At 67.4% G+C, this 18,192-nt stretch carries 18 protein-coding genes and 1 pseudogene; 10 read left to right on the top strand and 9 right to left on the bottom strand.

Features of this window, described 5'->3' with window-relative positions:
* The first annotated feature begins 74 nt into the window (after positions 1-74).
* Positions 75-2,039: a hypothetical protein gene (locus IU452_RS06540; protein ID WP_195107972.1), complete on the top strand. Its 1,965-nt coding sequence runs from the start codon at positions 75-77 to the stop codon at positions 2,037-2,039.
* A gap of 14 nt (positions 2,040-2,053) precedes the next feature.
* Positions 2,054-3,652 (top strand): ABC transporter substrate-binding protein, encoded by a 1,599-nt coding sequence (locus IU452_RS06535; RefSeq protein ID WP_195107971.1) that lies wholly within the window; start codon positions 2,054-2,056, stop codon positions 3,650-3,652.
* A 9-nt stretch (positions 3,653-3,661) separates the two neighbouring features.
* Here IU452_RS06535 and IU452_RS06530 read toward each other — a convergent pair whose 3' ends face one another.
* Positions 3,662-4,459, bottom strand: coding sequence for a DUF6585 family protein (locus IU452_RS06530; RefSeq protein ID WP_195107970.1), 798 nt, complete (start codon positions 4,457-4,459; stop codon positions 3,662-3,664).
* Between the two features lie 126 nt (positions 4,460-4,585).
* Positions 4,586-5,506, bottom strand: a complete 921-nt coding sequence (locus tag IU452_RS06525; protein WP_195107969.1) for an LLM class flavin-dependent oxidoreductase — start codon at positions 5,504-5,506, stop codon at positions 4,586-4,588.
* A 222-nt stretch (positions 5,507-5,728) separates the two neighbouring features.
* Here IU452_RS06525 and IU452_RS39430 point away from each other — a divergent pair.
* A pseudogene (locus tag IU452_RS39430) lies at positions 5,729-6,037 on the top strand (peptidase inhibitor family I36 protein); the annotation flags it as partial.
* Positions 6,038-6,051: 14 nt separating this feature from the next.
* Here IU452_RS39430 and IU452_RS38830 read toward each other — a convergent pair.
* On the bottom strand, positions 6,052-6,183 hold the full coding sequence (locus IU452_RS38830; RefSeq protein ID WP_267467469.1) for a hypothetical protein: 132 nt from the start codon (positions 6,181-6,183) through the stop codon (positions 6,052-6,054).
* Between the two features lie 135 nt (positions 6,184-6,318).
* Here IU452_RS38830 and IU452_RS06515 point away from each other — a divergent pair, with 135 nt between their 5' ends.
* A complete protein-coding gene (locus tag IU452_RS06515; protein ID WP_195107967.1) occupies positions 6,319-7,203 on the top strand; it encodes a hypothetical protein in 885 nt (294 codons plus the stop codon).
* 2 nt (positions 7,204-7,205) lie between these two features.
* On the opposite strand, the gene IU452_RS06510 is transcribed toward IU452_RS06515, so the two are convergent.
* Positions 7,206-8,216 carry a helix-turn-helix domain-containing protein gene (locus IU452_RS06510; protein ID WP_195107966.1) on the bottom strand — a complete coding sequence of 337 codons (1,011 nt, stop codon included), beginning with the start codon at positions 8,214-8,216 and terminating at the stop codon, positions 7,206-7,208.
* A gap of 177 nt (positions 8,217-8,393) precedes the next feature.
* Here IU452_RS06510 and IU452_RS06505 point away from each other — a divergent pair, with 177 nt between their 5' ends.
* From IU452_RS06505 to IU452_RS06485, 5 genes are all read left to right on the top strand, one after another.
* The gene (locus IU452_RS06505; protein ID WP_416382279.1) at positions 8,394-10,205 is read left to right on the top strand and encodes an MFS transporter; all 1,812 of its coding nucleotides are present in this window, start codon (positions 8,394-8,396) and stop codon (positions 10,203-10,205) included.
* The gene (locus IU452_RS06500) at positions 10,202-10,648 is read left to right on the top strand and encodes a MarR family winged helix-turn-helix transcriptional regulator (RefSeq protein WP_195107965.1); all 447 of its coding nucleotides are present in this window, start codon (positions 10,202-10,204) and stop codon (positions 10,646-10,648) included. The genes IU452_RS06505 and IU452_RS06500 overlap by 4 nt, the downstream gene beginning before the upstream one ends.
* Before the next feature lie 78 nt (positions 10,649-10,726).
* A complete protein-coding gene (locus tag IU452_RS06495) occupies positions 10,727-11,827 on the top strand; it encodes a LysR family substrate-binding domain-containing protein (protein ID WP_195107964.1) in 1,101 nt (366 codons plus the stop codon).
* Between the two features lie 282 nt (positions 11,828-12,109).
* Positions 12,110-12,268 (top strand): hypothetical protein, encoded by a 159-nt coding sequence (locus tag IU452_RS06490; protein ID WP_195107963.1) that lies wholly within the window; start codon positions 12,110-12,112, stop codon positions 12,266-12,268.
* A gap of 85 nt (positions 12,269-12,353) precedes the next feature.
* Positions 12,354-13,337 (top strand): aldo/keto reductase, encoded by a 984-nt coding sequence (locus tag IU452_RS06485; RefSeq protein WP_195107962.1) that lies wholly within the window; start codon positions 12,354-12,356, stop codon positions 13,335-13,337.
* A 15-nt stretch (positions 13,338-13,352) separates the two neighbouring features.
* Here the strand turns inward: IU452_RS06485 and IU452_RS06480 are convergent, their stop codons facing one another.
* From IU452_RS06480 to IU452_RS06470, 3 genes are all read right to left on the bottom strand, one after another.
* Entirely contained in the window at positions 13,353-13,844 is a 492-nt protein-coding gene (locus IU452_RS06480; protein ID WP_195107961.1) for a hypothetical protein, read from the bottom strand.
* Positions 13,845-14,301: 457 nt separating this feature from the next.
* On the bottom strand, positions 14,302-14,922 hold the full coding sequence (locus IU452_RS06475; protein WP_324192468.1) for a sigma-70 family RNA polymerase sigma factor: 621 nt from the start codon (positions 14,920-14,922) through the stop codon (positions 14,302-14,304).
* 167 nt (positions 14,923-15,089) lie between these two features.
* Positions 15,090-15,788 carry a GAF and ANTAR domain-containing protein gene (locus IU452_RS06470; protein ID WP_195107960.1) on the bottom strand — a complete coding sequence of 233 codons (699 nt, stop codon included), beginning with the start codon at positions 15,786-15,788 and terminating at the stop codon, positions 15,090-15,092.
* 279 nt (positions 15,789-16,067) lie between these two features.
* On the opposite strand from IU452_RS06470, the gene IU452_RS06465 reads away from it, so the two are divergent.
* Positions 16,068-16,799 carry a GAF and ANTAR domain-containing protein gene (locus tag IU452_RS06465; protein ID WP_195107959.1) on the top strand — a complete coding sequence of 244 codons (732 nt, stop codon included), beginning with the start codon at positions 16,068-16,070 and terminating at the stop codon, positions 16,797-16,799.
* A gap of 2 nt (positions 16,800-16,801) precedes the next feature.
* On the opposite strand, the gene IU452_RS39140 is transcribed toward IU452_RS06465, so the two are convergent.
* Both IU452_RS39140 and IU452_RS06455 read right to left on the bottom strand, forming a co-directional pair.
* Complete coding sequence (locus IU452_RS39140) at positions 16,802-17,509, bottom strand: GAF and ANTAR domain-containing protein (protein ID WP_195107958.1); 708 nt, start codon at positions 17,507-17,509, stop codon at positions 16,802-16,804.
* Between the two features lie 172 nt (positions 17,510-17,681).
* A complete protein-coding gene (locus IU452_RS06455; RefSeq protein ID WP_195107957.1) occupies positions 17,682-18,110 on the bottom strand; it encodes a CBS domain-containing protein in 429 nt (142 codons plus the stop codon).
* Positions 18,111-18,192: the final 82 nt, after the last annotated feature.

Raw genomic sequence — 18,192 nt, 5'->3', positions numbered from 1 at the left:
ATTCGTCGCGAATTACGCTGCGCGACAACGGCAATCCTGTTAGAGTCCCGCCCACACGTAAGGGAGGCAATGGCGTGTTCGTGGGGCGCACCGATCTCATCGCGCTGGGGGATCTGCTGACCGAGGCACCCCGTCGGGACGGCACACCGCGTCCTCGGCCGGTCCTGGTGCTGGAGGGCTGCGGCGGTTCCGGCCGCACCGCGATGCTGCAGGAGTACGGGCGGCGCTGGGATGGACGCACCCACTCGGCACTGGTGTCGCCCCTGGACTACGAGCCCGAGGAACCCGATGACGAGGCGGACCGCGATCCGGTGCGGCCGCTGGTCGCGGCCGTGAGTCTGCGGTTGGGGCAACGGATTCCGGGATATCGCCTCATCCTCGCCCGCACCCTGGTCGCCCACATCGCCCTGAAGTCCGAGTTCCGCAAGCTCGCCCCCGACGACCAGATCGAGCTGCTGCACACCGAACTCGACAAGTATTGCGACCCTCGGCGCCTGCGCGCCTTGGTCGACGATCTGGGCCAGCGGTTGGGCGAACTGGCTGCCGGGCTGCAACTGCCGTTCGGCTGGATCTTCGCGACGCGGGCGCTGAATTGGCTGGGTGCGCTGCTGGCCGTCGTGGTGCGCGCCCGGCTGCGGCGGCGGTTCCGGCAGGCGGTGGCCTGGTTCGGGCACCGTGATCTCCGCTTCGCCCGGGATCCGGAGCGGGAGCTGATCAACCTCAGCATCCGTGCCCGCCGCCGCGACCCGGAGATCGAGCGGGGTGTGGACGATGTGCTCACCGGGGCGCTGCTGGCGGATCTGCGCGAGAGCGTGGCGCGCAGATCCGAACGCACACCGAACATCCTGATCCTGCTCGACGACGGCGACGTGCCGGCGGCGACGGCCTTCACTACCTCGTTTCTGCGGGTACGCCAACTGATCCGGGACGACAATGGCCCTACCGCCGATCCGGTCACCCTGGTGACGACCACGTCCGGATTCCTCACCACCACTCTCGACCGGACGCCCCGCGCCGAATGGTCGGATCCCGCGGTGCACGAGCATCCCGAACGGATCGCCGAGCCGTGGATCAGGGCCGTGCTGCCGGGATTGACCGGCAGCGAGGTCAAACTGCTGGCCGAACACACCGAAGCCTTTCCGGCCGAGGCCACCGCCATTGCGGTAACCCGGCTCACGCGCGGCCACCCGGCAGGCACCGAACACTGTCTGCGCGCCATAGGGCGTTATCCGGAGCTACGCAAGAACATCAATGCCCTGCTGCGCAGCCCGGAGCCCGAATCCACCTACTCGGTCGAGGAATTCCTGCTGCGGGTGTTCGCCCGCAGCCTCACCCCACAGCGGCGGCTGCATCCCGAACTGGTCGAGGCCCTGGTCACCGTGTCGGCGGCCCGGAGTCTGTCGGAGGCACGGCTTTTGGCGCCGATGCTGCCGGATGTCTTCAGTCCGGACGCACCCGTGTTGACCTCCGAATCGCTGTGGACCGGGACGAGCGCGGAGACTCGTCGCATGCACCCGCTGGCGCGCTATCTGGGGCTGCGGGCGCTGGCCGCGCGAACCGACGCGAAGGCCGGGTGGATGGAGGTGTGCGGCAGGCTGCGCGCCGCCGCCGACGCCAAGGACGAGGCGACACAGCTGCACTACCGCCGACTGCGCCGAGAGTATGCCGCGGTCGTGGACAGTTTGACCAGGAAACTGCCGGAGATGCCGTCGGAAAGCTGGCTGCGGCTCTACGACGAGATCGTCTCCACCCTGGACCCCGTGCAGCCCAGCGTCAGGCAGATCTGCCGCGGGTACGCGCCCGACTCCGTCGAAAACCATATCGCGGTGCTGATCGCGGCGGTTCCGGTCTTCGAACTCGACCCCTGTGTCACCGATCCGAACCGGCGTGATCCGGACGAACCCGAGCAGGATCCGCGTAAGCACCTGTGCCTGCTCATCGGGCACAGCTACCTGTTCCTGGCCGGACACGCCCTCACCCGGGATCTGTTCCTGGTGCGCGCCAATCACTATTTCGCCCTCGCACAACGATACCGGTAGAAAGGACCGCGCCGATGAGCCTGCGACGATGGGTGCGCCGCATCGTGCCCGACCCGAACCGGCCGTTTCCGCACCCGTGGACCGACTGGGTGCCGCTGGGGCTGGTCGTGGTGCTGGTGGCGGTGCTCGCCGTGGGTGTCGCCGAACGGAAGACCATTCACCACTGGGTGACCTGCAACGACGGCTGGCGTCCGAGCACCGCCGCGTGGCAGGCGGGCGCGCGGTGCGTGGGATTGAGCGAGGGGCCCTACGCCTTCGGGATCGACGAGTTCACCCCGGTGATGCGGGTCATCGATCAGCAGAATCGCTCCGCGAGTGAATCCTGTCAGGGCACGCCGGTCACGGTCGGAGTGCTGCTGACGATGACCGACCGGTTCGCCGGTTCTCGCGCCGTTCCCGAACTCGAGGGGATGGCCGTCGGGCAGCGCCTGGCCAACGGCACCGGATGCCTGCATCCGGTGCGGCTGGTGGTGGGCCAGCTGGGCGATTACGGCGGCAACGGCGATCCCGTGGCGGTGGCCCGTTCCATGGCCGAACGCGACGACGTGGTGGCGGTGGCCGGGGTCGGACTCAGCGCCGAGGACACCGTTGCGGTCATCAATACCCTTGACGCACACAAGGTTCCGATGGTGTCGGACATCGTGACGGCGGAAGGATTCGATCGGACCGGTTCCCGCGACGACCACCCGGATTTCCGCAGCTGCGATCCGGACAACACATACAGCGCCGGGGTGGGGCGAGATTACTACTACCGCGTCGGGTTCCGGGTCTTCAGCCAGATCCGCCGGATCGGTCAGGTGGTGACCGCGCGGCCGGATTTCGTGATGGTGCCGACCGGCGGTTCGGACCCCTACACGTGTACCGCGCTGCCACTGATGCAACGCCAGTACGGGGAGAACCTGCCCGAGGTGAAATTCGATGCGGCAGAGGCTAGTACGGTCATCCAGACCGCCCGTCGGGTGTGTGCCGCGGCCGAGGATGTCACCGTCGCCTACCTGGCCCGCGGTCGCGACCTCGGTCGTTTCCTCTACAGCCTGGACGAGGCGATCGGTAACGGCCAGTGCGCGGCGACGACGATTACGGTGGTCAGCACCTCCGACGGTGACCGGCTGCGGATCGCCGAATCCGATCCCCTGCTCGAGGACCTGCGCGTCAAGGCGCTCAGCTCCCCCAGCTTCACGTCCGGTCGGGTGCGGCTGCTCACGAGCCTGGTCTCCGGCGCCGAACGCAGCGGCGCCGGTGCGTCCCAATTCGACACCTACCGACAGGCTTTCGCCGCCGCGGGCTTCGACCCCCGGCACGCGTACGACGGCTGGGCGATCAATGCCTTCGATTCGGTCACCACGATCACCACGGCCCTGCACAGCATGCCGCAGGGCAAATCGGTGGCCCGCGCCGACATCAACACCGTGATCAGCGGCTTCACCTCACCCGACCAGGCGGTGGTCGGCGCAGGCGGCCCGATCACCTTCGACAACAGCGGCAACCGTACCGGGCCGGACCCCGCCGTCGTCCGCCTGTGCCCACTGCGCCCCAACCCCACCGACCGCGCCGACGATGTCACCGCCATGACCATCCGCCCGGGCGACCCCTTCCCCGACTGCCCGAAGTGACCTCTCGCGTCAGTGCTGAGGCGGCCGGTGCGATGCCCGAAGGTGGTCGGCCAAGGAGATGAAGACGAAGTAGTTGGGGATGTCGCTGACCTTTCTCGCTATCACCGGAAGAAACCGGCCGGCGACCTCGACCCCAAACCTTCCCCGAGCGGCATCCGCCTTGCTCACATCCCGCCAGGGGACCGCATCGTTGCCTGATCCGATTTCGTGCGCGGTCATCCAGATGTCGCCGAATTGGAGACGGGAGCCCGCCGTGAGAGCGGCATGCGCACGCGGGAGCTGGGCTCGGGTGACCGCCGTCTGGATGGCCTCACCCCATGCCGGAGCGTTCACGAACAGCTTGTGGGTCAGTTTCATCGGCTGCCCGCTCAGGTCGGTAACCGTGTACTCGTATGAGGTGCCGGTGGCGATACCGTTGCGGTAGTGGCGAATCAGGTTCTGGAGTACCTCAGTCGAGTCGAAACGGACCACGCGCACCTGCCCCTGCAGCGTGACGGTCAACCCGGCCTCGTACAAGTCCAGCCGCATATCACGACGCCGTACGGCCATGATGCGCGCTCGAACGAAACCGCCGACCATGAAGACGAAGAACAGAGCGGGAAATGCCGCGTAGTCGAGGTTGCCAGCCGCGAACCCCCAGCAGGCCAATGCGAACCAGAGGACGAGGAAGAAGTTTTGCGTAGTCCCCCACCGCGGAACGGCCCCCGGATAGCACGCCTGGTGTCGGCCGAGACCGGCCTGTGCCGCCGCGGCCCCGATGGCGGCCGAGGTCGGCGAACCCTGCTGGGACTCCCCCACGTGCGTCACTCCGTACTCCCGTCTCCTCGCACCAAGATCGGGGATGAACCCTATCCGAACCGGATGCGAGAGAACCATTTTGCGCACAAAGCGGACAAACGTAACCCGAGTCCCCGGTGTCGCAGCGGCGCGACCTTACCGCAGCTGCGGAATGACCTCGGCGGCAATGTGTTCCATGTGGTCGGCCTCGTCGTGGAGCGGGGTGAACAGGATCAATTCCGCACCCGCGTCGGCGACGTCCTGGATGCCGCGGATGCAGTCGGTGGTGGTGCCTGCGACGGCGACGGAGGCCAAAGTTGGGGTGCCGTAGAGATTTTCGAGGGCGGTGGATATGCGTTCGCGGGCGCGGTCGGGGTTTCCGTCGTCGATGGCGATGTAGACGCGTTTGGCGATGGCGAATGTGGTGGGGTCGCGGTGAGCGGATGCCAGTTCGGTGCGCAGGGTGCGGACCTGGTCGGCGAAGGCGGCGGTGGTGCTCGCACCGGCGCCGAAGAAGCCGTCGGCCAGGCGGGCCGCGCGGCGCAGGGCCTTGGGGTGGGCCCCGCCGAACCAGATCGGGGGGCCGGGCTTCTGGAATGCGCCGGGCTTCAACTTGGCGTCCTTCAGCTGCCAGAAGCGGCCCTCGAACGTCACGCTCGGCTGCGACCACAGCGCCCGCATGATCTCCAGCCCCTCGGTGAACCGCGAGATCAGGCCCTCGGGATCCACGCCGAAGGCGGCGAACGGGCGATCGCGGCCCCCGCTGCCGACACCCACCTCCAGGCGCCCGCGGGAGAGCTGGTCGAGGGAGGCCAGCGAGTGCGCCAGGTGCACCGGATTGTGCAGCGGCGTCACGAACACCGAACAGCCCAGCCGCAATCGCTCGGTCACCGCGGCGGCATAGGTCATCGTCTCGATCGCACCCAGATGTGAGAACTCCTTCACGGCCAGCACCTGCTCCTGCGTCCAGCCGCTATCGAAGCCCAGCTCCTCGATGCGGCGCACATGGGCGCGGAACCCCTCCGGGTCGAACTCGCCGTCGGCATAGAACTGCGGAATCGAGATCGCGAAGCGCATGCCGCAGACAACATGCGCCTCGCGCTCCGCATTCCCGATCGGGGCAGGCCGAAGGCCGGCACAGGGACTGAGACTTCGTGACCAGCGATCGAGGGTGTTCGCGAACGTTCCCGAATTGTTCCGAACACATCCGAACGTCACCGGGCATTGCCCTGATCCACAGGCTTGCACGAATCTCGAAAACACGCTGGGCAGGAAAACCGGCCGACGAAGGAGAGAGAAATGAAGATGAGAATCGCTGTGGCAGCCGGAGTGTTATCGCTATTCGCGGTACTGGCCCCCGCCGCGCAGGCGGCCCCCGAACCAGCCCCCGGGGAGCCGGCCCCCAGCGCGGAGGTGACCCCCGGCCAGGACGTAGACGCAGGAGCAAGCGCACCCGACTCGTCGTGCCCCTCGACCTATTTCTGTTTCTGGCCCTACAACAACTACCAAGGACCTCGCGGAAAGGTGGCAGGCGACAACCCGGACTTCAGGGCATTCCGTCAGTCGGCATGTAGTTCCGGAACCTGGGACAACTGCATTCAGTCGATCAAGAACAGCGGTCGTCAATGCACGGTGTACATGTACAGCGGGTACAGGTACACGGGCATCAGGCACAGTTTGGGCAGAGGCGACGGTGTGCCCAACATCAGCAGGTGGGTGAGCGACGGCTTCGCGAACAACATCAGCTCCAACAAGTGGTGCAATCCGTAGTCGGATTCGCGGTCCGGGTAGTCGGCGGGTCGGTTTTCCCGCCGGCTACCCGGCTATCGGAGGTGATACTGATGCCATCGACGCGTTCGAAATTTGCGCGGTTCTTACCACTCATTTTCTTGGTCGCGGGGCTGTCTGCGTGCGGTGTCACCCCGCCGCCGGACCCGTTGCCCCCGCCACCACCGTTCTCGGGCACCCTCGGTTCCTCAGCGGTCGATCTGGTCACCTTCTCCGGAACCTGGTCGACCACACAGCGAATTCTGGATTCCGCCATCGAACGCTTGAACCAACGCTGCCTTGCCGCACAGGGATTCGATTACCCGATCGGGCCGACGCCACCACCGCCACCGGCCGATGACGACGCTATCATCGACCTTCCCGGCCGCAGATCCCACGGCTACGGCCTCGCCGAGGCCCCGATTTCCGGCGACGATCAGCCGCCGCCGGCCGCGGACGCCTACGTGGACACCCTGTCGCCCGAGCAGCAAAACCGATTCCGCACCGCCCTTTTCGGACCGCCCGACAGTGAACGCACGATCGACCTCCCCGATGGCAGCCAGGTCACGATCCCGGAGCAAGGATGTCAGGCCGACAGCCGAACCCAACTCGCCGGCGACATCACGCGCTGGGCACACCTCACCTACATCCCCGAATATTTCTACAACCGAATGGCCACCCAACTCCGCACCACACCCGGCTACGGCGCCGCGCTCACCACCTGGCAGATATGTATGGCGACCCGGGGCTACCGATATCAGACACCGGAGCAAGCCTGGCAAGCCCTGAAGTCCGAAATCACCACAGCGACAGAAGAGTTCCGGCAGCGAGAAATTGCGACAGCGATTGCCGATGGCGAGTGCGCGTCCCACGCACGCCTCCCCTCCGCCGCGCTGGCCGCACGGCGAGAACTGGTCACGACCATGCCCGAGGCCGACCGCAAGACGCTGCACGACCTGGCCCATTACCGCGACGCCGTCGTCGAAAGGGCCGAATCGGTCCGATAGAGCTATGGGGGCGGGACCAGGTTGATCAAGAATTCCTGGTCCCGGTCGCCCGAACAGCGGCCTTGCACGATCTCCGTGCCGTCGGCGGTGTCGTGGTCCCGCAGTGCCAGGCACTGGGCAGTGGCGGTCGGGCGGATGCGGAAGTGTGCCGCTGCCGGTGGGCCGACGGGATCGATCCGGAATCGCTGGGTGGGATTGTCGTCGGCGCAGTCATCGCGGGGTTCGAGAAGGTCTCGACCGGGCCCGTCGAGCAGGACTGTGAGACAGCCGATGCCGTATTCCGGGTGATGCCACTGGATCTGCACTGTCTGCTCGCCGAGGGGCTCGAGATACACGCGTGGCAGCACTGCCTGCGTACAGGGGCGCTGCACCGCGATGGCGGTCGGGTAGCGCTGCGTGCGGTCCCGGCCTTCGGTGAGGCACAGCTCCGGGGTGCGGGCGGGGCGAATTCGAGCCCAACTGCCCACGGCGAGAATCGGCAGTCCCGCCACCGGTTCCGCGCCGGCGACGGCCGGGCGGTGGGCATGGGGCGGCAGGGCCTGCACACCCAACGTTCCGGCGACGCCGAGGGCCACGGCCGCGATCAGGCTGACGGGGTGGCACCACTGCGGTGAGCGCCGTTCTCGACGAACTTCCGGCGTCTCGAGGGTTGGTTCTTCCGCCTCGTGCGTAGCGCTCTGCGATCCACCGCCCAGGGCGATACGCCGCCGGGCAGCAAGCCACAGCGCCACCTGGTCGTCGTCGAGTCCGCAGGCACGGGTGAACACGGTGACGAACGGCTCCCGGGGTAGCGTGACACGCCCCAGTGTGGTCGCAATCGTGCTCGGCGGCAGCGTATTTCCGCTCGCCTCGGCCTTCCCCGCCAGCTGCCGGTACGTCAGCCCGGACCACGTCCGCAACGCGCGCAGCGCCGCGATGTACTCCGCGGGAGAATCGGCCCGATCCGGCTGAGGCCCGTCCGCCGACGAGGCGACCGGACCGCTCTCCTCCCCGCGCTGCATGGCGTCCAGCATGTCCGAAATTTCCAGGTGGGGGTGTCCGATTGGTCGGGAGCTGTCCGCACAACGGGCCCGGCGATAGGGGTTCCGGGAGGTGCGGCAGCTGTGACGCAAACCTCCATTCCTTTAGTTAGCGTCAGGCAACTATATTGGGTAGAGGCCTGTCCGCTTGCTTTGCTCAGGGAGACGCTCTTGCCTTCGGAACCTTCCCCCGGCGACCTCGACGTCGGCGATGTCCAGACGATTCGCCGCCGACTGCGCGTCGACCGCGACCACCCCCGCTACAAGTGGGTGGCCCTGTCGAACACCACGCTCGGCATGTTGATGGTCACCATCAACTCCTCGATCGTGATCATCTCGCTGCCGGCGATCTTTCGCGGCATCGACCTGAACCCGCTCTCCCCCGGCAATGTCAGCTACCTGCTGTGGCTGCTGATGGGATTCCTGCTCACCTCCGCGGTGCTGGTGGTGCTGTTCGGCCGCCTCGGTGACATGTACGGGCGGGTGCGCATCTACAACCTCGGCTTCGTGGTCTTCACGCTGTCGGCGATCGCGCTGTCGCTGGACCCGCTCTCACACGGCGGCGGCGCGCTGTGGCTGATCGTCTGGCGCGTGGTCCAGGGTGTCGGCGGCGCGATGCTCATGGCCAACTCCGCGGCCATCCTCACCGACGCCTTCCCCGCCAATCAGCGCGGTGTGGCGCTGGGCATCAATCAGGTTGCGGCCGTGGCCGGTTCGTTCCTCGGCCTGCTCGTCGGCGGTCTGCTCGCCGAATGGGACTGGAAGGCCGTCTTCTGGGTGAGCGTGCCGTTCGGCATCCTCGGCACCGTGTGGTCCTACCGGTCGCTGCGCGACTTCGGCACCCGCAGCCCCGGTTCGCTCGACCTGCCCGGCACCATCACCTTCGCCCTCGGCCTGACCGCGCTGCTCACCGGGATCACCTACGGCATTCAGCCGCACGGGGATTCGAAGACCGGCTGGACCAATCCGTGGGTGCTGGCCGCCGTCATCGGCGGCATCGTGCTGCTGGCGGCCTTCTGCTACCTCGAGACCAAGGTGCGCCAGCCGATGTTCCACATGTCGCTGCTGCGCAATCGGGCGTTCGGGCTGGGCAACCTCGCCGGTCTGATGGCCTCGGTCGGTCGGGGCGGCATGCAGTTCATGCTGATCATCTGGCTGCAGGGCATCTGGCTGCCGCTGCACGGCTACGACTTCGAATCGACCCCGCTGTGGGCCGGTATCTACATGCTGCCGCTGACCGTGGGATTCCTTGTGGCCGGACCCATTTCGGGATGGTTGAGCGACCGCTACGGCCCCCGCCCGTTCGCCACCGGTGGCCTGGCGCTGGCCGCGGTCACCTTCGTCCTGCTGGTCGTGCTGCCCGTCGATTTCAACTACTGGCTGTTCGCGCTGATCATTCTGCTCAACGGCCTGGGCACCGGCATCTTCACCTCGCCCAACACCGCCGAGATCATGTCCGCGGTGCCGGCCTCGCAGCGCGGTGTCGCCTCGGGTATGCGCGCCACCCTGATGAACGGCGGGATGGCGCTGTCGATCGGCCTGTTCTTCTCGCTGATGATCGTCGGGCTGTCGGGCACCCTGCCGGGCGCGATGAACTCCGGACTGCGCGAACAGGGGGTGTCGGCCGAGGTGGCCGGGCAGATCGCCGATATGCCGCCGGTGGGCAGCCTGTTCGCCACCTTCCTCGGCTACAACCCGTTCCAGGAGTTGCTCGGACCCCGCGGCACCCTCGACGAGCCGGGCGTGCACGCCGACGTGCTCACCGGGCAGGAGTTCTTCCCGCACCTGATCTCCGGGCCGTTCCACTCCGGTCTGGTGGTGGTGTTCCTCGCCGCGGCGGCCATGATGCTGATCGGTGCCGTCGCCTCCTGGTACGCGGGCGGAAAATACGTGGTCGACGAGGCCGAGGAACTGGCCGAGGCCGACCGTGAAGGCATACTGGCTGAAACCGATTCGACTCGCGTAGGAGCCACCACCACATGATCCCGCAGGAGCGCACGCGCAGCGCCGACGAACTCGCCGAGGCCGCCGACCTGTACCTGGCGCTCGGCCGAATCATCCGGTTGCTGCGCCGCTCCGGCGATCTCGGGTCGCTCAGCCCCGGCTCGGCGTCGGCCCTGGCCACCGTGGTCCGCTCCGGTCCCATGCGACTGGGCGACCTGGCCGCCGTCGAGCGGGTCACCGCGCCCACCATGTCGCGCATCGTCACCGGGTTGGAGAAGAGCGGCTATCTCGAACGCACCGCCGACCCGGTCGACGGGCGCGCGCAATTGCTGGTCGCCAGCGAATCCGCCCGCGACCTGGTCAACGGTCTCACCTCCGAGCGCATCCAACGCTTCGCCGCCGCCCTGGATCACATCGACCCGGACGAGCGGCGCGCCCTCTCCCGCGCCCTCACCCGGCTGGTCGACCTGCTCGACGAGTAAGTGGCCGGTTACCTCCAGGAGGTGGTTCCCCTTCTCCGGCAGGCACCCCTGTAGCCGGTCGGGTCAACCCCTACTCCCTTGGATGCATGGAGTTTTCGCGCCATCATGGTGGCTATGGAGCCTCGGGCGGAGTTCTCGAATATCTATCCGGAAGTCACAACCCCTAGGTCGGTTTTCGCGCAGAGGCTCACGGCACTGTTCGAGGTGGCGGGAAATCCGACCATGACCGTGGTTTCACGGGCCGCTGAAGACCGGATGAAGGCCGCACGCGGACACAGGCCCCGGTACCGCGCGACGGTGCAGCGGATCAGCGATTGGCGGAGGGGATATAGCGTGCCCGCGCGATTCGACACGCTGCTACCCGTCCTGATGACGCTGATCCAATTGACCAAGAGATCCGGCGCACCAGTAGCGCCTGAGCTGGTCGATCTGCAGGAGTGGCAGCGTGTATGGCGGTTGGCAGATCCACGGCGTTCCAGTGCAAACCATCGGGGCGCGGCCACGATGGCTCGGAAGATGATCATCCCGGACGTCGACCGCAACAACGGAACCGCGACCGAGAGGCAGTTCCGCGTCGGCACTCTGGGCCCATGTACGGCAGAGCTCATGGGTCTGGCCCTCGAAACGTTCAGCCGGGACCACCCGGGTACCGAGGTGCGACTGGTTCCAGGTGACTTTACCGATCCCACAGCGGGTTTGTTGCACGATCGAGTCGACGTGGCCCTCTGCTGGGCGCCATTCAGCATGGCTGGACTGGACGCCACCATCGTGTTCGAGGACCAGTGCTACGTTGTCGTGCCTGCCGACGACCCACTCGCGACCGCCCCGCAAGTCACCATGGCCGACCTGTCGCAGAAGATCGGTGTCCGAGTCTATGCGTGCGCCGACCCGTACTGGCAGAACTTTTGGCATGTCGGAAAAGACGGACCAGAAGTGCGATCGATGGGAGAACTGCTCTATGCGGTGCGGTGGGGCGAAGCGATCTCCCTGGTCCCGGCCACCCTGGCCGACCGGAACCGCATCGAGGGTGTCACGTATCGGACGATCACCGACAGCCCTCCCTGCCGGAGCGTGCTGGCGTGGCGGCGCTCCAACGCCTCACCGCTCATACCCACTTTCGTTTCGGTCTTGAGGCAGTGGGCCAACACACTGACAGCGGTTTCGGTGTCCGGCGACTGAACGACAACGATATCGATGCCTCAGCGCATCCGAGGCAGTCAACGAATGTGGAACCGCCGCAGCATGATCCACTAGACGCGCGTCATATTCCAGAACCGTCATGGGAAGTGCCGCTGCGTGTTAGGGTGCCCCTTGAGCCGAGCCGCCGAGTCTGATATACGGAATCTACTACCGCTGAACACATCTGGGTTGCTCACAGCGTCGTGAGTCGGAGGCTCGAGTACCGAATCGCTGGTCCCAGTGCGGCTTTCGGGCTCGGCACTGTTCCGGAGGAGATTCGTGATGATGACTGTCCACTCGCAAGCCGTCCCGGTACCGCCGCGCGAGGATGACGAACTCGCCGACGATGCCGTCGTCTGGCCCGACCCCAGCCCCCTGTCGTCGTGGTGGCAGCAGATCATGCAGACCCCGGCCGAGCGCCCGGTCCCCCCGGTGATTTGACTTGGAGTGCGCTCCAGGTCGTAGCGTCTGATTCGTGAGCACGGCTCACCACTCACTATCAGCGCCACCAAGGAGGACCCTTTCCATGATCGCGACCAGAAAACTCGGCGAGCTGACCGTCGGCGCACAGGGACTGGGCTGTATGGGCATGAGCGATGCCTACGGCGTGCGCGACAACGACGAGGAGCCGATCGCCACCATCCGCCGGGCGTTGGATCTGGGCGTCACCCTGCTGGACACAGCCAACGTCTACGGTGCGGGCGCCAACGAGGAACTGGTCGGCCGCGCCATTCGCGATCGTCGCGACGAGGTGGTGCTGGCCACCAAGTTCGGCATCGTGTGGGGCGAGAACGGCACGATGGGCACCCGCGGCGACGCCGCCTACGTGAAACAGTGCTGCGACGAGTCGCTGGCCCGGCTCGGTGTGGACCACATCGACCTCTACTACCAGCACCGGGTGGATCCCGAGGTCCCCATCGAGGAGACCTGGGGTGCGCTGTCGGAGCTGGTTACCGCGGGTAAGGTGCGCTACCTCGGCATCTCCGAGGCGGCCGCCGCGACCATCCGCCGGGCCCACGCGGTGCACCCGGTGACCGCGCTGCAGAGCGAATGGTCGCTGTGGACCCGCGATATCGAGGCCGAGGTGGCCCCCACCTGCCGCGAATTGGGCATCGGGATCGTGCCGTTCTCGCCGCTCGGCCGGGGCTTCCTGACCGGCGCGATCACCTCCACCGCCGACCTGCCCGCCGATGATATGCGCCGGCGCCTGCCGCGCTTCGCCGACGGCAACTTCGACCGCAACCTGGCTATCGTCGACGAACTGCGCAAGCTGGCCGAGGAAAAGGGCGTCACCGCAGGGCAATTGGCGCTGGCGTGGGTGCACAGCCGCGGCGAGGACGTGGTACCGATCCCGGGCACCAAGCGCCGCACCTACCTCGAGCAGAACGTGGCCGCCGCCGAGATCACCCTGACCTCAGAGGATCTGGCCCGCATCGAGGCCGCCGCCCCCGCCGACGCGATTGCCGGTGAGCGGTACCCGGAGGAACTGGCCGGTCGCGTCAACAAGTGAGACGCCGGAGCCGCCCTATCCCGGCGCCACCGTCAGGGAGACCGGCGTGCTCGCCGTGACCGAGGTGCCGGGTTCGGGCGACTGGTCGGTCACCTTCCACGGGATCAGGAAGCTCTTCGGGTCGTGCATGACATCGTGGCCGTCGGTGGCGGTCACGGCCACGATGTCGAAGCACAGGGCCGAGCCCACCACCACCTGAGCCAGTCGCTGGCCGCGCAGATCCGGCAGGGCTTGCGGCCACTGCTGCGTGGCGCACTTGCGCGAGGCCATCTGAACCGAAGTGGTCGCGGCCGCAACCGAACTCGTGGGCTCGGCGGTGGTGGAACCCGGTGCGTCGGACGGCGACGGTGCCGCGGTCGTCGGTGAACTCTTCGGGGCGGCAACCGTACTGTGCGGCACCGGCGTCGAGGTTGCCGCCGCCTCGTGCGTCCCGCCGGAGCTCCCGCACGCGGAGGCGGCGAGCGACACGGCAAGGACGACGACGGCGGTCATGGTCGGCGAGCGCATGATCGAATATTCCCATCCGACCGAGCCGGACGCGGATGCGGGTGGAGGAATCTCACAGCGGACACCGGCACCACCCCACCCCAGGATTCCGGTACAGCCGGGGCCCGACATTTTTCGAAGAATTGGGTGGGAATCCGGTAGATGTGCAATACATTTTGCCCACTGCCCGGAAATTCCGTTCGGTTCCGGACTTTGGGGCCGGTCGCCTCTGCTACGCAACCGGACCCGCCGGGCCCGGTTGCGCACTCCGTGGTCGGCGGTCGTCCGCATCGGCATGACGGCTGATAACGGGCGGTGAGGTCCGGGGAACCCGAGCACATCCCGGACCCCACCCGATCAGCGGTGCCATCGACCGCAAGCCAGTGGAATCGAACGATCGCCCGACGAAATTGTGCGCCAGAATATTCCGGCCGGGAGCAGTTTTCGGTGTTACAAGCTGATGAAAATCCGGTATAGATCAGTTCGAATCCAGTTCGGCAAGGGCGGTTTCCAGGCGGGCCAGGGCCGAGCGAATGCGGGACTTCACCGTCGAGACCTGCACGCCCAGGTGGGCCGCCACCTGGGGATAGGTGAGCCCGCGATAGTAGGCCAGCACCACCGATTCGCGCTGCAGCGGGGTCAACAGCGTCAGGCCGCTGCGCACGCAGCGTAGGTCGTAGCGCCGCAGCGTCTCCTCCACCACCGAATCCACCGGCGGGCGGTAGTCTCTGACGCCCCAGGCATGGTTGTGCTCGGAACTGGCGCGCTCGTGGCGCACCCGGTCCACCGCCTGCCGATGCGCCAAGGTACGCAACCAGGTCGCCGCCGAGCCGCGGCGTTCGTCGAATCCGGCGGCGCTGCGCCATACCTGCAGATACACGTCCTGGCAGGTCTCCTCCGCATATCCGGGATCGCGCACGACCGCCAGCACGCGGCGGAACACCAGGCCGCGGGTGCGGCGGTACAGCTGCGCGAACGCCTCGCGGTCACCGCGTCCGACGCGGCGCACCAACTCCGCATCAGGATCGGCAATTCCGGTGCCGGGCCCGGTGGTGGTGCATCGGCGCCGGGCGGCACGAACGGGAACGAGTACGGCCACGATTGCCCCCAGGCATGAGACGACGTCGGGGAACCAGCTGTCGAGTTCAGGGACGTATGCCGGTACGAGATCCTGTCCGGGGGCAAGGGTTTCAGGATCCGATGCAAGTTTACCGGGCTGCCCACTGCCGCAGCCGTTGTTCGTGCATCTTCACAAACGACCCGGACTCACAGGCGCAGGCCCAGTTCCACGATCGCGCGGGCCACCTCGTGCACGTTGACTCGCCGGCGGCGGGCATGTCCGCGAATCAGTTCGAAGGCCGCCTCGGGGGTGATCCGCCGCGCCCCGGCGATCACACCTTTGGCCTGTTCGACCACGATTCGCGAGGTCAGCGCGTGTTGCAGCTGATCGGTCAGGCGCTGTTGGCGGCGCAACTTGTCGGCGGTGAGCAGATGGCCCGCGGCCATACCGGCCAGCAGCGCGCCGACGGACAACTCCACGGCGGTCCATTCCCGCGGGGCGGGGGCGAACAATCCCAGGGCACCCACCTGTGTCTGGCCCAGTTGCATCGGAATCTCGGCCACCGCCGAGACGCCGTGGCGCACCGCGGCGTCGGTGTATTCGGGCCACTCGTTCCAGTGCCGGCGCACGTCGGCCACGGCGACCGATTCCCCGCTCCGCAGCGCCTCCATGCCCGGGCCGCGGGCGCAGTCCCGCTGTGCCGCTTCGACTTCCCGTAGTACGTCGGGGGTTGCGCCCGCCACCTCGCACTGTCCGTCCTCGACCAGCGTCACCGCGGCCCCGGTCAGCTCCAGCACCTCGGTGGCGGTGCCCATCAGCTGTAGCAGCACTCCGGCCGTGCCGTACGCGTCGGGGAGAAGGACCAGTCGCGCCACCGCCGACACCAACTGCTCGCTGTCAGCCATCCGTCGAATTCACCCCCGTCCGGGCGGGCTCGAGGTCCGCCGCGTCGATCGGGTACCGCAATCAGCCGAACCAATCGATGGTATGACCGGCGCTCCGGTTCATGAAACACCCCGGTTCCGAGGAAGTTTCAGAACAGTTGCGGTGTCAACGGTGGTCGACAGAGCGGCGGGCGGGGTGCCACTATGGAATATCGAGGTCCCGCAGCACCGCGCCCGGCGACGTGGCCGGTGGGCCTCGCGTTCGCGTGACTCCCTTTCGAGTCCAGCCCGGGAGGCGCTATGGGGCCTGCGCCCGACGACGAGCATCCGCTGCTGGCGGCGCTGGCCGCCGCCGTCGAATTGCTCACCCGCGATGTGGATGTCGTCGAGCTGTCCCAGCAACTGGTCGACGCCTGCCCCGGAGTGACCGGCGGGGCCGACGCCGGGCTGTTCCTCGCCGACCATCGGCGCGATCTGCAGCTGTTGGCCTCCACCAGCGAAGAACCCGACCTGTTGGAACTGTTACAGGTCGAGGCCCTGGACGGCCCCGGCCGCCACACCTACCGCACCGGCCTACCGACGACCGTCCCGGATCTGCGCGCCACCAACCACCGCTGGCCCGAATTCTGCCAACGCGCACTGGATTTCGGCTACCGCTCGGCCATGGCGCTGCCATTGCGCTGCCGCGACCGCAGCATCGGTGCCCTCACCATCCTGGCCGCCGCCCCGGACGCCCTCGACGGCGCCGATCTGCGCGCGGGCCAACTGCTCGCCGACCTGGCCGGTATCGGCATCATTCAGCAGATCATGCTCCCGCATCTGGAAGCCCTCCCCGCGCGCCTCCCGGTCGCCCTGCACGCCCGCATCGTCATCGAACAAGCCAAGGGCGTCCTGGCCGAACGCGGCGGCCTCGACATGGCCGAGGCCTTCCGCCGCCTCCGCATGCACGCCCAGAAGACCGGCCGCCACCTCGCCGAACTGGCCGCCGCCGTGGTCGACGGCACCGCGGACACCGACCAGATCCTCGCGTGACCTCAGTCGGTGTCGAAGCGGATGCGGCGGGTGACTACGGATTCGGCGGTTTCGGCGAGGGAGGTGCCGTGGCCGAAGGCGTAGGCGCGCAGGGCGGCGTAGGCGTCGGGGACGGGGATGTTCAGCTGGGCGACGACCATCCCGGCGGCCTGGTGGATGGCGCGGCTGGACAGCGGCTGTTCCAGCCAGAGGTCGGCCGGGACCGTCTGGGCCGGGCCGGGGTTGCCGGAGCGGGCCAGGACCAGCTGTGCGGTGATCAGGTCGGCGATGTGCAGAGCGGCCGAGGTGGTGGCGGGGTCCAGCGGCCCGGGCCGCTCGCGGTACAGGTCCAACGCCCCGTACCGGATCGCGCCCAGTTGCAACGGCATTGCGATCATCGAGCCGGAGATCCTTGCCGCGGCCAGCGCTTCGGTGAAGCCCGGCCACCGCTCGCGGTTGTGCGTCAGATCGGGCACCGGCACCGGTAACCCGGTGGCGACCGCATCCACTGCGGGCCCCTCCCCGACGGTGGCCTGCACGGCCTCCACGCCCGCCGCGACCTCGTCGCTGGTGCACCACGGCTGCACCCCGGCCTCGTACTCATCGATGACGATCGCGGCCCGATGCACCGGCAGTACCCGCACGCATGCCCGGCACGCGCCCGCGACACCTCCCCCGCCGGCCTGCAAGGCCGCCAGGAACTGTTCGGTCAATGTCTCGAACCGTGTCACCCCTGTGTCCCTACGAACTGCCCGCACCGTCGATCGCCCGAATGCTCGCTCTCGGAAAAACGATCTACGAAACCCTTTGCGGGAGTACGTATCAGCGACTCCAACCTTGCCACATCCCGGCGCCGTGCGCGACCGTGCGGCAGGAGTCGTCAGATGACCGGTCCGACCCGGCTCATCCGTGCAAGTACTGCACCAGGTGTTCGCGTTCGGTCTGCAGTTCCGATATCGCGCTCTTGACCACGTCACCGATGCTGACGATGCCCACCATCCGGCCGTCGGACACCACCGGCAGATGGCGGATGCGGTGTTCGGTCATCGTGGCACGCAGGCTCGCCACCCGAGCATCGGGTGTGCAGGTGTGCACCACCGCGGTCATGATGTCCGAGACCGGCCGCTCCAGCAGATCCGCCCCGAACTTGTGCAGCCGCCGCACGATGTCGCGTTCGGACACGATGCCGTCGATGCCGACACCGTCGGCCGAGACCACCACCGCGCCGACATTGTGCTCGGCCAGCACCGCCAACAGCTCACGCACGCTCGCCTCCGGCCCGATCGTGACCACGTCGGACCCTTTCTTGCGCAAAATCTCCGAGATTCGCATTGTGCCGCCTACCCGTCGTAGCCCGTCGATGGTTACCAGGATCTCGCGTTTTTGCCATTGTGACCAGCAATGATTCCTGCGG

This window comes from Nocardia transvalensis (genome assembly GCF_015477765.1).
Taxonomy (GTDB): Bacteria; Actinomycetota; Actinomycetes; order Mycobacteriales; family Mycobacteriaceae; genus Nocardia; species Nocardia transvalensis_A.
The sequence above is the reverse complement of the archived record's forward strand: the minus strand, read 5'-3'. Positions and strand labels throughout refer to the sequence as shown.

What these genes read in the sequence shown, in the direction of transcription:
- IU452_RS06510 (WP_195107966.1), bottom strand. Translation starts at nt 8,216, where the DNA reads ATGCTGGACGCCATGCAGCGCGGGGAGGAGAGCGGTCCGGTCGCCTCG.
- IU452_RS06470 (WP_195107960.1), bottom strand. Translation starts at nt 15,788, where the DNA reads ATGGCTGACAGCGAGCAGTTGGTGTCGGCGGTGGCGCGACTGGTCCTT.
- IU452_RS06465 (WP_195107959.1), top strand. Translation starts at nt 16,068, where the DNA reads ATGGGGCCTGCGCCCGACGACGAGCATCCGCTGCTGGCGGCGCTGGCC.
- IU452_RS06485 (WP_195107962.1), top strand. Translation starts at nt 12,354, where the DNA reads ATGATCGCGACCAGAAAACTCGGCGAGCTGACCGTCGGCGCACAGGGA.
- IU452_RS06500 (WP_195107965.1), top strand. Translation starts at nt 10,202, where the DNA reads ATGATCCCGCAGGAGCGCACGCGCAGCGCCGACGAACTCGCCGAGGCC.
- IU452_RS06455 (WP_195107957.1), bottom strand. Translation starts at nt 18,110, where the DNA reads ATGCGAATCTCGGAGATTTTGCGCAAGAAAGGGTCCGACGTGGTCACG.
- IU452_RS06535 (WP_195107971.1), top strand. Translation starts at nt 2,054, where the DNA reads ATGAGCCTGCGACGATGGGTGCGCCGCATCGTGCCCGACCCGAACCGG.
- IU452_RS06480 (WP_195107961.1), bottom strand. Translation starts at nt 13,844, where the DNA reads ATGCGCTCGCCGACCATGACCGCCGTCGTCGTCCTTGCCGTGTCGCTC.
- IU452_RS06490 (WP_195107963.1), top strand. Translation starts at nt 12,110, where the DNA reads ATGATGACTGTCCACTCGCAAGCCGTCCCGGTACCGCCGCGCGAGGAT.
- IU452_RS06525 (WP_195107969.1), bottom strand. Translation starts at nt 5,506, where the DNA reads ATGCGCTTCGCGATCTCGATTCCGCAGTTCTATGCCGACGGCGAGTTC.